Origin of the sequence: uncultured Stenotrophomonas sp. (assembly GCF_945952405.1) — a bacterium.
Taxonomy (GTDB): domain Bacteria; phylum Pseudomonadota; class Gammaproteobacteria; order Xanthomonadales; family Xanthomonadaceae; genus Stenotrophomonas.
Genome location: NZ_CAMFIA010000005.1, coordinates 212,766 through 226,821, shown reverse-complemented (window position 1 = coordinate 226,821; position 14,056 = coordinate 212,766). Strand labels below are relative to the sequence as shown.

General features: G+C 67.6%; 11 protein-coding genes. 7 read left to right on the top strand and 4 right to left on the bottom strand.

The window, feature by feature from the left end; translation table 11 throughout:
- Nucleotides 1-65 precede the first annotated feature (65 nt).
- The gene (locus Q0P60_RS07560; protein WP_294990489.1) at nt 66-1,169 is read left to right on the top strand and encodes a catalase family peroxidase; all 1,104 of its coding nucleotides are present in this window, start codon (nt 66-68) and stop codon (nt 1,167-1,169) included.
- Nucleotides 1,166-1,702 (top strand): cytochrome b, encoded by a 537-nt coding sequence (locus Q0P60_RS07555; protein WP_294990486.1) that lies wholly within the window; start codon nt 1,166-1,168, stop codon nt 1,700-1,702. Before Q0P60_RS07560 ends, Q0P60_RS07555 begins: the two co-directional genes overlap by 4 nt.
- Nucleotides 1,703-2,259: 557 nt before the next feature.
- Here the strand turns inward: Q0P60_RS07555 and Q0P60_RS07550 are convergent.
- The 4 genes from Q0P60_RS07550 to Q0P60_RS07535 are packed head-to-tail and all read right to left on the bottom strand — an operon-like array spanning nt 2,260 to nt 5,758.
- Nucleotides 2,260-2,862: a response regulator transcription factor gene (locus Q0P60_RS07550; protein ID WP_294990483.1), complete on the bottom strand. Its 603-nt coding sequence runs from the start codon at nt 2,860-2,862 to the stop codon at nt 2,260-2,262.
- Complete coding sequence (locus Q0P60_RS07545) at nt 2,859-4,082, bottom strand: sensor histidine kinase (protein ID WP_294990480.1); 1,224 nt, start codon at nt 4,080-4,082, stop codon at nt 2,859-2,861. Before Q0P60_RS07545 ends, Q0P60_RS07550 begins: the two co-directional genes overlap by 4 nt.
- Nucleotides 4,083-4,088: 6 nt before the next feature.
- The gene (locus Q0P60_RS07540; protein ID WP_294990477.1) at nt 4,089-4,865 is read right to left on the bottom strand and encodes an ABC transporter permease; all 777 of its coding nucleotides are present in this window, start codon (nt 4,863-4,865) and stop codon (nt 4,089-4,091) included.
- Entirely contained in the window at nt 4,862-5,758 is an 897-nt protein-coding gene (locus Q0P60_RS07535; RefSeq protein ID WP_294990474.1) for an ABC transporter ATP-binding protein, read from the bottom strand. Before Q0P60_RS07535 ends, Q0P60_RS07540 begins: the two co-directional genes overlap by 4 nt.
- A gap of 202 nt (nt 5,759-5,960) precedes the next feature.
- On the opposite strand from Q0P60_RS07535, the gene Q0P60_RS07530 reads away from it, so the two are divergent.
- The 5 genes from Q0P60_RS07530 (at nt 5,961) to Q0P60_RS07510 (ending at nt 13,934) form a co-directional block, all read left to right on the top strand.
- Entirely contained in the window at nt 5,961-7,214 is a 1,254-nt protein-coding gene (locus tag Q0P60_RS07530; RefSeq protein ID WP_294990471.1) for an efflux RND transporter periplasmic adaptor subunit, read from the top strand.
- A 102-nt stretch (nt 7,215-7,316) separates the two neighbouring features.
- On the top strand, nt 7,317-8,006 hold the full coding sequence (locus Q0P60_RS07525; RefSeq protein WP_004137569.1) for an ABC transporter ATP-binding protein: 690 nt from the start codon (nt 7,317-7,319) through the stop codon (nt 8,004-8,006).
- Between the two features lie 14 nt (nt 8,007-8,020).
- Nucleotides 8,021-9,178: an ABC transporter permease gene (locus tag Q0P60_RS07520; RefSeq protein WP_294990465.1), complete on the top strand. Its 1,158-nt coding sequence runs from the start codon at nt 8,021-8,023 to the stop codon at nt 9,176-9,178.
- Between the two features lie 13 nt (nt 9,179-9,191).
- Nucleotides 9,192-10,514, top strand: coding sequence for an ABC transporter permease (locus Q0P60_RS07515; RefSeq protein ID WP_294990462.1), 1,323 nt, complete (start codon nt 9,192-9,194; stop codon nt 10,512-10,514).
- A 561-nt stretch (nt 10,515-11,075) separates the two neighbouring features.
- Nucleotides 11,076-13,934 carry a TonB-dependent receptor gene (locus Q0P60_RS07510; protein ID WP_294990460.1) on the top strand — a complete coding sequence of 953 codons (2,859 nt, stop codon included), beginning with the start codon at nt 11,076-11,078 and terminating at the stop codon, nt 13,932-13,934.
- Nucleotides 13,935-14,056: the final 122 nt, after the last annotated feature.

The window sequence follows — 14,056 nt, the reverse complement described above, 5'->3', positions numbered from 1 at the left end:
GGCCGGGTTCTGCGAGGATGTGTGGGTCGACCACCCACACGCTCCGTGAAGGCAGGACTCCGACCATGTCGCTCTTCCGCTACACCCGCGCTGGCCAGACCCCAGGCGCACCGCGCACGCATTCGCCGCTGCTCTGGATCGCACTGATCGCGCTCATCCTTGGTGCGGTCGCGCTGACCTTCGCCTGGCTGGCCGGCTGGATCGGTGGCCGCCTGACCGCGCAGCGCTTCACCGACACCATCGAAGCCACCGGCCCGGCCCACCCCGGCTTCCGCCGTGCGCACAGCAAGGGGGTCTGCGTGAGCGGCTGGTTCGAGCCCAGCGCGCAGGCGCCCACCCTGTCCAGTGCCCGGGTGTTCTCGCAGAAACGCGTGCCGGTGATGGGCCGCCTGTCGATCGGCGGCGGCGACCCCTATGGCGCCGACAACACCGCACGCGTACGCAGCCTCGCCGTGCAGATGGTCAGCGATGATGGCCAGGAATGGCGGATGGCGATGAACAGCTTCCCGTTCTTCGCGGTCCCCGATGCCGAGGCGTTCTACGAACAGACGCGCGCCTCCATTCCCGACCCGGCCACCGGCAAGCCCGACCCCAAGAAGATGGCCGCGGTGCTGGCGAAATACCCCAGCGCGCAGGCGTTCCAGCAGTGGGCCAAGAGCGCACCGTGGACCAGCAGTTGGGCCGACACCACCTTCAACAGCGTCAACAGCTTCTGGTTCACCAACGCACAGGGCCAGAAGCGCGCGGTGCGCTGGCGCTGGCAGCCGCAGGCGCCGGTGCTGGAAATGGATGCGGAAACCCGCAGCAGGGCCAGCGTGGATTTCCTCAGCCAGGAACTGCAGCAGCGCCTGGCCCGCGGCCCGGTACGCTGGAACCTGGTGGTCACCACCGCCGAGCCCGGCGATGCCATCGATGATCCGTCGGTACCGTGGCCCGAGTCACGCGACCAGGTGGTGGCCGGCGTGCTCAGCCTGGACCAGATGCAGTCACAGGAAGCGGGCGCCTGCGGCCAGATCAATTTCGATCCGCTGATACTGCCCAGTGGTGTGCGCGGCAGTGACGATCCGATCCTGGCAGCGCGCTCGGCGGTGTATTCGCAGTCCTTCAACCGTCGCGAGCGCGAGCGCGCCAGCGGCAACGTCGAGCAACCGAAGGAGGCGGCACGATGAGCACCGGCAATGGCCACTTCAACCCGCTGGCGCGGGTGCTGCACTGGTCGATGGCGCTGATGATCATCGCCATGCTGTTCATCGGCGTGACCATGGTCGCCTCGTTGCACCTGCGGCCGATGCTGATCGACCTGCACCGCCCGCTCGGCATCGCCATCGGCGTACTGGTGCTGCTGCGCCTGTACAACCGGCTGCGCCATCGCCCGCCCCCGCTGCCGGCCGACCTGCCTGCGTGGCAGATGATGGCGGCCAAGGCCTCGCACTGGATGCTGTACGCCCTGATGCTGGCGATGCCGCTGATCGGCTGGGCGATGTTGTCGGCCGGCGGTTATCCGATCGTGCTGTGGGGCGGGCTGCACCTGCCGCCGATCGTGCCGCACACCCCGGCGCTGTATGCCGCCCTGCGCAATGCGCACAGCCTGCTGGCCTATGTGCTGTTCGCCACGGTGCTGATGCACGTGGGCGCGGCGCTGTTCCACCTGTGGGTGCGCCGCGATGGCGTGTTCCAGGCGATGGCGCGCGGCAAGGATTGATCGGGTTCGCCGGGGGTTCCCGGCGGGTTGTTTCCGCCGCCTGCGGAGAGGTGTCACTTTCTTTGCTCGTGCAAAGAAAGTAACCAAAGAAACACGCCGCCGGGGCGCGAGCCGGTGCTACGCACCGGTGCCCTGCGCTTCTCGGGGAATCAGGGGACGGCGCCGAACTCGCTGCGCTCAAACACCGGCGCCTCTTCGCCCCTGATGCCCCTGCGATGCTCGGCTCGCTCAAGGCGGACCCAAGGTCAAATGCCACAGCTGCACCCAGTCGATCCACGCCATGCGTGGATGCCGTTGCCGTTGCCGTTGCCGTTGCCGTTGCCGTTGCCGTTGCCCTCCCAGTCCGCCTTCAAGCGAGCCGAGCACCGCAGGTCCGGCGAGGGCGAAGAGGTGCGGGTGTCTGAGCGCAGCGAGTTCCCGCACCGCCCCTCGACGGACCGAGGAGCGCAGGGCACCGGCGTGCGAAGCGCGCCGGCTCGCGGCCGGCGGAGCGTTTCTTTGGCTACTTTCTTTGCGCGCAAAGAAAGTGACACCCCCGCAGGCGCGGAAATGATCCGCTACAACCACCCCTTCTGCCGCGCCAGCCGGTAGGCCTCGATGCGGTTGCCCACGCCCAGCTTGCCGATGCACTCGGACAGGTAATTGCGCACCGTGCCGTGCGACAGGCCCAGCTGCTCGGCGATCTCGCTGGCGCTGCGGCCCTCGCCGGCCAGCCGCAGTACCCGCCGCTCGCGGTCGGTCAGCGGGTCGGCCTGCGACCAGGCGTCCAGCGCCAGCTGCGGGTCGATCGCGCGGATGCCCTGCTTCACCTTGCGCAGCGCGTCGGCCAGGTTCTCGGCCGGCGCATCCTTCAACAGGTAGCCCAGTACCCCCGCTTCCAGCGCGCGGCGCAGGAATCCGGCGCGGGCGAACGTGGTCACGATCACCACCTTGATCGGCAGTTCGTGGCGGGCAATGCGCTGCGCCAGCTCCAATCCGGACAGGCCCGGCATCTCGATGTCGGTGACCAGGATGTCCGGTTGCAGCTGCTGCAGCATGCGCCATGCCGCCTCGCCGTCAGCGGCGCTGCCCAGCACTTCGATATCCGGCTCCAGCCCCAGCAGCGCCGACAGCGCGCCACGCACCATCGCCTGGTCTTCGGCCAGCAGGATGCGGATCATGCCGCACCGTCCTGGGCCAGCGACGGCGGCGCGCCCGGCGGAAGTGGCGTGGTCGCGGCGGCCAGCGGCACACGCACGGTCAGTACGGTGCCGTCGCCGCGTACGGATTGCACCGTCAGCTGCCCTCCCAGTGCGGCAACGCGTTCGCGCATCCCGCACAGGCCGTTGCCTTCGGCCTGTACGCCGCCGCGGCCATCGTCGCGGATCTGCATCGCCAGCATGCGTCCCTCCAGCATGAACTCCACCCGTGCCTGGGTTGCCTGCGCATGGCGCACGATATTGGTCGCCGCCTCGCGCAGCACCAGCGCCAACCCGCGTTCGACATCCACCGGCATTGCCGGTGGCGGCGCGTACTGCAGGTGCACCTGCTGGCATTCCAGCAGCAGCCGCGCCGACGCCAGTTCACCGGCCAGATCGCTGGCACGGATGCCGGTGACCGCACTGCGTACCTGTGCCAGCGCTTCGCGGGCGATATCCTCGGCTTCGCCGATCTCCTGCCGCGCACGCGCGTCGCCGCGGTCGTGCAGCTTGCGGGCCAGTTCCAGCTTCAGCGTGATCAGCGACAGGGTGTGGCCCAGCAGGTCGTGCAGGTCGCGGCCGATGCGCTCGCGTTCGGCGGTGGTCGCCAGCCGCCGCACTTCCTCCTGCGACAGCTGCAGGGCGGCGTCCTTGTCCTTGTTCACCGCTTCCACGTTCACCACCATGCCGATGATGAACGACACTGCCGGAATCCAGACCAGGCTCTGCCAGGGGTAATGCGAGAGCGTGGCCACCGCGCAGAACACCGCGTTCAGCACCGCCAGCTGCAGCATGTACACCCACCAGCCGCCGCGCCCGCAGACACGCAACATCACGCAACCGAAGATGAAATAACTGATGCCCGAGGGATACCAGGGCACCAGCAGCGTGGCCAGCGCCACCATCGCCAATGCGTAGCGCGGCGCATGGTGGCGCGGTGCCAGCAGCAGGCGGGCGTACAGCAACAGGAAAAGCGGGTAGCTGCCCAGGGTCAGCAGCACCCAGCGCAGGGTGAAGCCACCACTGAACACCGGCGTCATGAACACCCACACCGTCCACAGCAGGTGGATGGCATCGGCCCAGGCCGGCTTGCCGCGGCGCAGGTTGTCGGCCACCGCGGAATCCGGTGCGGGGCGCAGCAGGGACGCGGACCAGCTCAACGGCACGGGGGAATCCAGACGGGGACGATCGCTGCCGATCATGCCAGTTCAGCCGACCCGGCGCAGGCGGCGGCGCGCCAGCAGCAGCGCCACCACCGTCACCGCCAGCAGCACCAGCAGATGGCCGGCCACGCCGCCCACCGACGGCAACCCGACCATCGGCAGCGCCAGCTGTGCCAGGTGCCAGGTCGGCCACAGCGGGGCCAGCGTCGAAAACACTTTCGGCAGCGCCGACAGCGGCAGCCACAGGCCCGACAGCAGGGCCAGCGGCAGGTAGACCAGGTTGACCATCGCCGGTGCCGCGCTGGCACTGACGTGGCTGCCGATCAACAGCCCGATCGCGCCCAGCGGCAGCGCCGCCAGTCCCGCCACCGCCATCAGCTGCACCACCTGTACCGCCTGCAGGTGCACACCGCCCAACAGCCGCGCCACGCCGATCAACAGCGAGGCCACCAGCAGCGCGAACATCACCGCCATCGCCAAACGTGCCAGCAGCGGTGCCGCCGCCGGCATCGGCAGCGCGCGCTTGAGGGTCAGCAACCCGCCTTCGCGATCCAGCGCCAGCTGCACGCCGAAGCCGAACAGCGCCGGGGCCATTGCACCGAACACGCAGTAGGTGGCCAGCAGGTACAGCGGCGCCGGGCCACGGCCGAGCAGCACGCCGAACAACAGGTAGAACAGGACCGGGAACAGCAGCGACGGCACCGCAAAGGCCGGCGTGCGCCAGGCGCGGCGCAGTTCGGCCCGCAGTTCAGCGCGATACGGACGCAGTGCCTGCCGCCATGCGGGCAGCGGCAGCCTGGCAGCAGGGGTCAGGGTATTCATGCGGCCTCCCGGGTCATGTCGAGGAAGGCGTCGGCCAGCGCCGCGCCTTGTACTTCCAGTTCGCACAGCTGCGCATCGGCGGCCAGCAGACGTGCCACCACCGGCTCCGCCGGGCTCGCCAGCAGCAGCAGATGCTCGCCGTCGCGCTGTACCTGCTGCACGCCCGGCCAGTGCTGTACTTCGTCGGCAGGCAGCACGCTGCGGCAGCGGATGCGTCGCGGCCGGTCGGCCAGGCGCAGCTCGCCGAGTGCGGCATCGGCCAGCACCCGGCCCTGCTCCAGCACCACCACCTGCTGTGCCAACGCTTCGGCTTCCTCCAGATAATGGGTGGTCAGCAGCACCCCGCATCCTTCGGCCACCAGCTGCCGGATCGCCTGCCACATCGCCTGCCGCGCCTGGATGTCCAGGCCAGTGGTGGGTTCATCCAGGAACAGCACGCGCGGGCGGCCGCACAGCGCGATGGCGAACTGCACAGCGCGCTGCTGGCCACCGGACAACTGGCCGTAGCGGCGGCGCGCCAGCGCCTGCAGGCCGGCACGCTGCAACACCTCCTGCAATGGCATCGGGTCGGGATAGCAGGCACTGGCCTGCGCCACCAGTTCATCCACCTGCAGCATCGGCGGCAGGCTGGTGCTCTGCAGCATCACGCCCAGGCCAAGGCGGCTGGCCCTCTGCTGCGGGTCGCCGCCGAGCAGTTCGACCTGGCCTGCATCGGCCCGACGCAGGCCCAACAGCACGCTGATCGCGGTACTCTTGCCGGCACCGTTGCGGCCCAGCAAAGCCAGCACCTGGCCAGCGCGGACCTGCAGGTCGATGCCCTGCAGGGCGGTATGGTCGCGATAGCGCACCTGCACCTGCTGCAGGCGGGCCAGCGACGGGGCGATCGGATCCATGAGCGGTACCGGTAGCGGGGACGTTGCCATCCTGTGCCGCCGTGGTCACATTTCGCAGTTGCCGCCGTCAGTGTCATCGGGTGACAGCTGTCACTGCCGTCATCGCTGTGCCCGCCTTCATGCTGTGCCGCACGCTCCACTGCCGGAACCGCCGCCGTCCGCTGTCCCGGCCACACCCGCCCGAACGCCTGTGATGGAACGAATGAACGCTTCTGCCGAGCTGTTGAAGGAACTCCGTATCGACCGCAAGTCGCCGCCGCCCGCCTCCGGTGGCAGCGGCCACGGCGGTGGCCGCCGCTGGCTGTGGATCGCGATCATCGTGGTCGTGCTGCTGGTGGCCGCTGCCGTTGCCTTCCTGTTCGGCCGTGCGCCGGCGGTGGAGGTGGAGACCGCGCCTGCGGTGGCGATCCAGCAGGGCAGCGCCAGCAGCTCGGTGCTCGATGCCAGCGGCTACGTGGTGGCCCGGCGCATGGCCACGGTATCGGCCAAGATCACCGGCAAAGTGCGCGAGGTGATGATCGAGGAAGGCATGCGGGTCGAGGCCGGCCAGATCATGGCGACGCTGGATCCGATCGATGCCGATGCGCAGCGCAGCCTGTACGCCTCGCAGCTGCAGGCCGCGCGCAGCCAGGTGGCCGGGCTGGAGGCGCAGCAGAAGCAGGCCAGCGCCGAAGCCGGCCGCCTGCAGGCGCTGGTTGGCCAGCAGCTGGTCTCCCGCTCGCAGTACGACCAGGCCGTGGCCCAGCGTGACAGCCTGCGCGCACAGCTGGACACCGCACGGCGCAACGTCAAGGTGGCCCAGGACCAGCTGTCCATTGCCGACCTTGGCGTGGACAACAACATCGTGCGCGCGCCATTCTCCGGCGTAGTCACCGCCAAGGCCGCGCAGCCCGGCGAGATCGTGTCGCCGCTGTCGGCCGGTGGTGGCTTCACCCGCACCGGCATCGGCACCATCGTCGACATGGATTCGCTGGAGATCGAGGTCGAGGTCGGCGAGGCCTTCATCGGCCGGGTGCAGCCGAAGATGCCGGTGGAGGCCACGCTCAATGCCTACCCCGAGTGGAAGATCCCGGGCGAGGTGATTGCGATCATCCCCACCGCCGACCGTGGCAAAGCCACGGTGAAGGTGCGCGTGGCGCTGAAGGTGAAGGACCCGCGCATCGTGCCGGAGATGGGCGTGCGGGTCAGCTTCCTGGAGCAGGCCCAGCCGCAGACGGCCGCCAAGCCGCAGGGCGTGCGCGTGCCGGGCGGTGCCGTGGTCCAGCGCGATGGTGCATCGGTGGCCTTCGTGCTGGGTGACCAGAACCGCGTCCAACAGCGCACGGTGCAGGCCGGCCAGGCGATGGGCAAGGACCGCCAGATCCTCAAGGGCGTCAGCGCAGGCGAGTCGGTGGTGGTGAACCCACCCGACACGCTGCGCGATGGCGCCAAGGTGCAGCAGAAACAAGCGCAGTAACGGCCTGGCGCCCACCGGGCGCCGCCGGCAACACCGTTCGACGCACGCCCCGGCCAGCGCCGGTGCGCTTTCCTGTTTCCCGCCTTCCGTGGAGAACCCCCCATGTCGACCCTGGTTTCACTGCGCAACATCACCAAGACCTACCAGCGTGGCCCCGAGAAAGTGCAGGTACTGCATGGCATCGACCTGGACATCGCCAGCGGCGACTTCGTCGCGCTGATGGGCCCATCCGGTTCGGGCAAGACCACCCTGCTCAACCTGATCGGCGGCCTGGACAACCCCAGCGGCGGCGAGATCAGCATCGAAGGCGAGCGCATCGACCAGATGAGCGGTGGCCAGCTGTCGACCTGGCGCAGCCATCACGTCGGCTTCGTCTTCCAGTTCTACAACCTGATGCCGATGCTGACCGCGCAGAAGAACGTGGAACTGCCGCTGCTGCTGACCCACCTCAATGCCGCGCAGCGCCGCCGCAATGCGGAGATCGCGCTGACCCTGGTCGGCCTAGCCGACCGCCGCAGCCACCGCCCCAACGAGCTGTCCGGCGGCCAGCAGCAGCGCGTGGCGATCGCCCGTGCGATCGTCTCCGACCCGACCTTCCTGATCTGCGATGAACCGACCGGCGACCTCGACCGCCAGTCGGCCGAGGAGATCCTCGGCCTGCTGCAGCAGCTCAACCGCGAGCACGGCAAGACCATCATCATGGTCACCCATGACCCGAAGGCCGCCGAGTACGCCACGCACACGGTGCACCTGGACAAGGGCGAGCTGGCCGACGCGCCGCTGGCCCACTGACGGAGGCCACGGCGATGAAATACTTCTCGTTGGTCTGGGCGCAGTTGTTCCGCAGCCGCACCCGTACCCTGCTGACGCTGCTTTCGGTGGTCGCTGCATTCCTGCTGTTCGGCATGCTCGATTCGGTACGGGTCGCGTTCTCCTCCGGGGGCAGCGTTGAAGGCGCCAACCGCCTGATCGTGGCCTCGCGGCTGTCGATCACGCAGTCGCTGCCGATCCGCCTGGAGGCGCAGGTGCGGCAGGTGGCCGGGGTGCGCGACGTGGCCTATGGCATGTGGTTCGGAGGCATCTACCAGGACCCGAAGAACTTCTTCCCGAACTTCTCGGTGTCGCCCAACTACTTCGATGTCTACCGTGAGTTGCAGATCGACCCGGCGCAGCTGGAGGACTGGAAGCAGACGCGCACCGGCGCCATCGTCGGCGAGACCCTGGCCAAGCAGTTCGGCTGGAAGATCGGCGACACCATTCCGCTGCAGGCGACGATCTTCCCGCGTGGCGGCAGCAACGACTGGCCGCTGCAGCTGAAGGGCATCTACCGTTCCAAGGACCGTGCGCTGGCCGCCAATGAAGAACGCCAGTTGATGATGAACTGGAAGTACTTCGACGAATCCAACGACTACATCAAGAACCAGGTGAGCTGGTACACGGTGACGCTGGACAATCCGGACCACTCCTCGCGGGTGGCGCAGGCCATCGATGCGATTTCGGCCAACTCCGACCACGAGACCAAGACCCAGACCGAATCGGCGTTCCAGCAGGCCTTCGTCAAGCAGTTCGCGGACATCGGCATGATCGTCACCTCGATCATGGGCGCGGTGTTCTTCACCCTGCTGCTGCTGACCGGCAACACCATGGCGCAGGCGGTGCGCGAGCGCGTGCCGGAGCTGGCCACGCTGAAGACGCTGGGCTTCAAGGACAGCACCGTGCTGATGCTGGTGATGGTCGAGTCGGTGCTGCTGATCGGCCTGGGTGGCCTGATCGGCATGGGCCTGGCCGCGCTGATCCTGCCGGCGATCGGCCCGAAAAGCATGGGCATGCTGCCGCCACACGTGCCGACCCCGACCTGGCTGATGGGGCTGGGCCTGATCGTGGTGATCGGCATCATCGTCGGCCTGCTGCCGGCGCTGCGTGCCAAACGCCTGAAGATCGTCGACGCACTGGCCGGCCGCTGAGGAGGACACCGACATGTTCAAGAGCAGACTCAAGAAGTGGCTGGGCAATGCAGTGACGGTGCTGCTGCTGGTGATCGGCCTGGTGCTGTGGATCGGCCTGCCGTGGATCGGCGTACTGGCGGTGGCGGTAGTGGTGGCCCTGTGGCTGCTGCTGACCCGTGGCGGCCGGCTGGCGCTGGCCGCCACACGCATCGGCGTGGCCAGCCTGCCGCAGCGCTGGGGTGCATCCTCGGTGATCGTGGTCGGCATCGCCGGCGTGGTCGGCGTGCTGGTGGCGATGCTGGCAATGGGCGAGGGCTTCCAGGCCACGCTCAACAACACCGGTGACGACACCACGGCGATCGTGCTGCGCGGGGGCTCCCAGGCCGAAACCAACTCGGTGATCACCCGCGAGCAGGTACCGATGCTGTCCACCCTGCCCGGCATCAGCCGCGATGCGCAGGGCCGTCCACTGCTGTCACCGGAACTGTCGCAGGTGGTCAACCTGGTGTCGAAGTCCGACGGTACCGATGTCAACGCGCAGTTCCGCGGTGTCGGCCCGCAGGCCTGGGCGGTGCACGACAAGGTCAAGATCATCGAAGGCCGCAAGTTCGCCACCGGCCTGCGCGAGATCGTGGTCGGCCAGGGCGCGCGTGGCCAGTTCCGCGACATGGAGGTCGGCAGGACGCTGACCCTGGGCAACCAGACCTGGACCGTGGTCGGCCTGTTCGCCACCGGCGATGCCCATGATTCGGAACTGTGGACCGATGCCGACACGTTGGCCACCACCTACCAGCGCAGTGCCTGGCAGTCGATCAGCGTGCGCACCGAGGGCAAGGCCGGCTTCGAGCAGTTCAAGGCAGCCGTTGCCGCCGATCCGCGCCTGAAGCTGGATGTGGAAACCACCCGCGTCTACTACAGCAAGCAGGGCGGCGGCCTGACCAAGCTGATCGACATCCTCGGCAAGGTGATCGGCACGATCATGGCGGTGGGTGCGGTGTTCGGCGCGCTCAACACCATGTATGCGGCGGTGGCCACGCGCGCGCGCGAGATCGCCACGATGCGCGCGATCGGCTTCCGTGGTCTGCCAGTGGTGACCGCAGTGATGCTGGAGACGATGCTGCTGGCCCTGCTCGGCGGCCTGCTCGGGTGCGCGGTGGCATGGCTGCTGTTCAACGGCTACAGCGTGTCCACCATCGGCAGCAACTTCAGCGCGGTGGTGTTCAAGTTCCATGTGTCGCCGGAACTGCTGTGGACCGGCCTGAAATGGGCGCTGGGCATCGGCCTGGTCGGCGGCCTGTTCCCGGCGCTGCGCGCGGCCCGATTGCCGATCACCACGGCACTGCGCGAAACCTGAGCATCGCGCAGCGATACAACGCGCATCGCGCAGGGGGACGGAGCGAAGGCTCCGTCCCTTTTCTTTTGCGCGTCATCCACGCATGGCGTGGATCTACCGGGCGATGCATCCACGCAGGGCGTGGATCTACCGGGCGATGCATCCACGCAGGGCGTGGATCTACCGGGCGATGCATCCACGCATGGCGTGGATCTACCGGGGCGATGCATCCACGCATGGCGTGGATCTACCGGGGCGATGCATCCACGCAGGGTGATGAGCGAGGACGTGCAGTAGATCCACGCCATGCGTGGAGGGATGCCTGCGCACCCGCACTGCTACAGATTGCGGAAATACCGCCGCTATCGATGCCTCTGCCCACCACGCACGCAGCGCGCGTGACGCTGCGCACAGTGCATCTGTGGATTGTTGGTTGCGATTCATTTTCGCGCACCTGCGCGCCACGCAGGTAAACAGTTGCGAATGAAAACACTCTAGAATCGCGCCCCCCACGTTGGTTTGCAGCACCCCACGCGCCCATAGAACGGGCGCTTGTTTTTCCTGAAACACGAGATTTCACGGATGTCCCTGAAAACCACACCGCTGCGCAACGCGATCGTCATCGCGCTGGCCGCCAGCTGCACCACCCCCGCCTTCGCACAGAGCGCCGGCGATACCCCGACCAACCTCGATCGCATCGAAATCACCGGCTCGCGCATCCGCCAGGCCAGTGTCGAAACCGCACAGCCGGTGGTCGCGCTCAACCGCGCCGAGATCGAGAAGAAGGGCTACGTCAACGTCGCCGACATCCTGCAGGACGTCACCGCCGCCGGCGCACCGAGCCTGAGCCGTTCCTCGTCGCTGAGCTCTGCGCGCGACTTCGGCGGCATGTACGTGAGCCTGCGCAACCTCGGCCCGGAACGCAGCCTGGTGCTGATCGACGGCCGCCGCATGGGCGTCAGCGCGGGCGGTTACTCCGACCTGGCCTCGATTCCGTCGGCCATCGTCGAGCGCGTGGAAGTACTGACCGATGGTGCCTCGGCGCTGTACGGCTCGGATGCCATCGCCGGCGTGGTCAACATCATCACCCGCAAGAACTTCGACGGCGGCGAAGCCAGCGTCTATGTCGGCCAGTACGGTGAAGGCGACGGTCAGAAGCGCTCCTACAGCGCCACCTTCGGCAAGACCTTCGAACGCGGCTGGTTCAGCGTCGGTGCCGAGCGCACCAAGGAAGACGAGATCCTCGGCAGTGAGCGCGAGTTCAGCCGTTACCCGGGCGGCCCGCGCCATTCCGACGACGTCAATGCACTGAGCCAGACCACGCAGTGGGGCACCGTCACCGTGGCGGGCAAGCCGCTGACCGTGGGCCCGGGCGGCGACCCGAGCGACAAGCGCAACTTCCACACGCCCAATCCGGCCGATGGTTCCAACACCAAGACCAACATGAGCCTGCTGAGCGGCCTGGAGCGCACTTCGGTGTTCGCCAACGGCGGCTTCTCGATCACCGATGACCTGCGCATCGTGGCCGACGCGATGTACAGCAAGCGCGAGTCGACCAAGCACCTGGCCGGTTACCCGTACTCGGTGTCCAGCGCACAGGCGAGCAAGGGTACCCGTGCCGCGCTGTCCAAGGACAGCGCGTTCAACCACTGGGGCCAGGACGTGCTGTTCTCGCACCGCACCGAAGAGATGCCGCGTGCGACCGAGAACAACCTGGAAACCAAGCGCGCCAGCATCGGCCTGGAAGGCAGCTTCGAAACCGGTTCGCGTTACTGGGACTGGAACGTCAGCTACATGTACAACCGCAATGAAGGCGAGCGCATCGGTACCGGCAGCATGTACCAGCCGCACGTCAACCAGGCCGTCGGCCCGTCCTTCATGGATGGCACCGTGGCCCGCTGCGGCTCGCCGGGCGCGGTGATCGCCGGCTGCGTGCCGTGGAACCCGGCCGCTCCGATGGGCTACACCGGCCCCGGCTCGCTGAGCAACCAGGATGTGCAGGACTACCTGTTCACCCGCTTCGTCGACAAGATCGAGAGCACCACCAAGGTCGCCAGCGCCAACATCTCCGGTTCGGTGTTCACCCTGCCGGCCGGCGATGTCATGGCCGCGATGGGCTTCGAGCACCGCAGCGAAGAAGCCAGCTACACCCCGGACATGATGGTGCAGAAGGGCGAGATCGCCGGCACCACCGGCCAGCCGACCCGTGGCGACTACTCGCTCAACGAGGTCTACCTGGAACTGCAGGTGCCGCTGCTGGCCGACATGCCGTTCGCCCGTGAGCTGTCGCTGGACCTGGCCGGTCGCTACACTGACTACAACACCTTCGGTTCGACCACCAACAGCAAGTTCGGCCTGAAGTGGAAGCCGATCGACAGCCTGCTGGTGCGCGCCACCTACGGCACCGGCTTCCGTGCGCCGACCGTGGACGACCTCTACGGTGGTGCGGTGAAGAGCCGCGATTCGTTCACCGATCCGTGTGACACCGCGTTCGGCATCGCCGCCAGCAGCCCGACCGTGGCGGCACGCTGCCAGGCGCTGAAGGTGCCGGCGAACTTCCGCCAGCAGACCGCGTCGGAAGGCAACGTCGCCAACCGTCCGGGCCAGCAGGGCATCGCCGACTTCGACTCCGGTTCCAACGCGAACCTGAAGCCGGAAACGGCCAAGACCTGGACCGTGGGCCTGGTCTACAGCCCCGAGTTCGTGCCGGGCCTGGACGTCAGCCTGGACTGGTGGAAGATCCGCATCAACAACGCGATCGTGGGTGAGTCCGCCACCGACATCCTCAACCAGTGCTACGTGCAGGGCGTGGATTCGGCCTGTGGCCGCTTCACCCGCTCGACCAGCGCCATTACGCGTGGCCAGGTGACTGCGCTGGACCGCTCGCTGGTCAACGCCGGCTACCGCGAAACCGCCGGCTATGACTTCAGCCTGCGTTACCGCCTGCCGGAAACCACGTTCGGCCGCTTTGCCGCCACCTGGAACACCACCTACACCGAGTACCTGGAGCAGCGCAACGACAACGCCGCCACCACTCCGGTGGAGCAGAAAACCGGCTGGCAGGGCAACTTCCGCGTACGCTCGACCTTCAACCTGGATTGGCAGTACGGCGATCTGGGCATCGGTTGGACCGCCCGCTACTACTCGGGCATGAAGGAAGCCTGCTCGTACGACCTGGCCGGCGGCCCGGACTGCAACATGGCCGGCTTCGTTTCGCCGTACACCGATGCACAGCCGAGCCGCAAGGTTGGTTCCAACACCTTCCACGACCTGCAGGTGCGTTACAGCCTGCCGTGGGACGGCACCGTGTCGCTGGGCGTGAACAACGTCTTCGACCACCAGGGCCCGATCATGTACAGCCAGCCGAACAGCAGCTTCACCTACTTCGGTGGCTTCGACATCGGTCGTTTCATGTACATGAAGTACCAGCAGCGCTTCTAAGCCTGCAACCGCGTTCCCGCCCCAGCCATCTCTCTCCTGGCTGGGGATGGAAGCAGAGCGGCGCCCCTCGGGGCGCCGCTCTTTTTTTGGGGGTCAGATCCCTTCGTGGAGCGAAGGGATCT

What these genes read in the sequence shown, in the direction of transcription:
- Q0P60_RS07550 (WP_294990483.1), bottom strand. Translation starts at nt 2,862, where the DNA reads ATGATCCGCATCCTGCTGGCCGAAGACCAGGCGATGGTGCGTGGCGCG.
- Q0P60_RS07555 (WP_294990486.1), top strand. Translation starts at nt 1,166, where the DNA reads ATGAGCACCGGCAATGGCCACTTCAACCCGCTGGCGCGGGTGCTGCAC.
- Q0P60_RS07510 (WP_294990460.1), top strand. Translation starts at nt 11,076, where the DNA reads ATGTCCCTGAAAACCACACCGCTGCGCAACGCGATCGTCATCGCGCTG.
- Q0P60_RS07540 (WP_294990477.1), bottom strand. Translation starts at nt 4,865, where the DNA reads ATGAATACCCTGACCCCTGCTGCCAGGCTGCCGCTGCCCGCATGGCGG.
- Q0P60_RS07545 (WP_294990480.1), bottom strand. Translation starts at nt 4,082, where the DNA reads ATGATCGGCAGCGATCGTCCCCGTCTGGATTCCCCCGTGCCGTTGAGC.
- Q0P60_RS07560 (WP_294990489.1), top strand. Translation starts at nt 66, where the DNA reads ATGTCGCTCTTCCGCTACACCCGCGCTGGCCAGACCCCAGGCGCACCG.
- Q0P60_RS07535 (WP_294990474.1), bottom strand. Translation starts at nt 5,758, where the DNA reads ATGGATCCGATCGCCCCGTCGCTGGCCCGCCTGCAGCAGGTGCAGGTG.
- Q0P60_RS07515 (WP_294990462.1), top strand. Translation starts at nt 9,192, where the DNA reads ATGTTCAAGAGCAGACTCAAGAAGTGGCTGGGCAATGCAGTGACGGTG.
- Q0P60_RS07525 (WP_004137569.1), top strand. Translation starts at nt 7,317, where the DNA reads ATGTCGACCCTGGTTTCACTGCGCAACATCACCAAGACCTACCAGCGT.
- Q0P60_RS07530 (WP_294990471.1), top strand. Translation starts at nt 5,961, where the DNA reads ATGAACGCTTCTGCCGAGCTGTTGAAGGAACTCCGTATCGACCGCAAG.
- Q0P60_RS07520 (WP_294990465.1), top strand. Translation starts at nt 8,021, where the DNA reads ATGAAATACTTCTCGTTGGTCTGGGCGCAGTTGTTCCGCAGCCGCACC.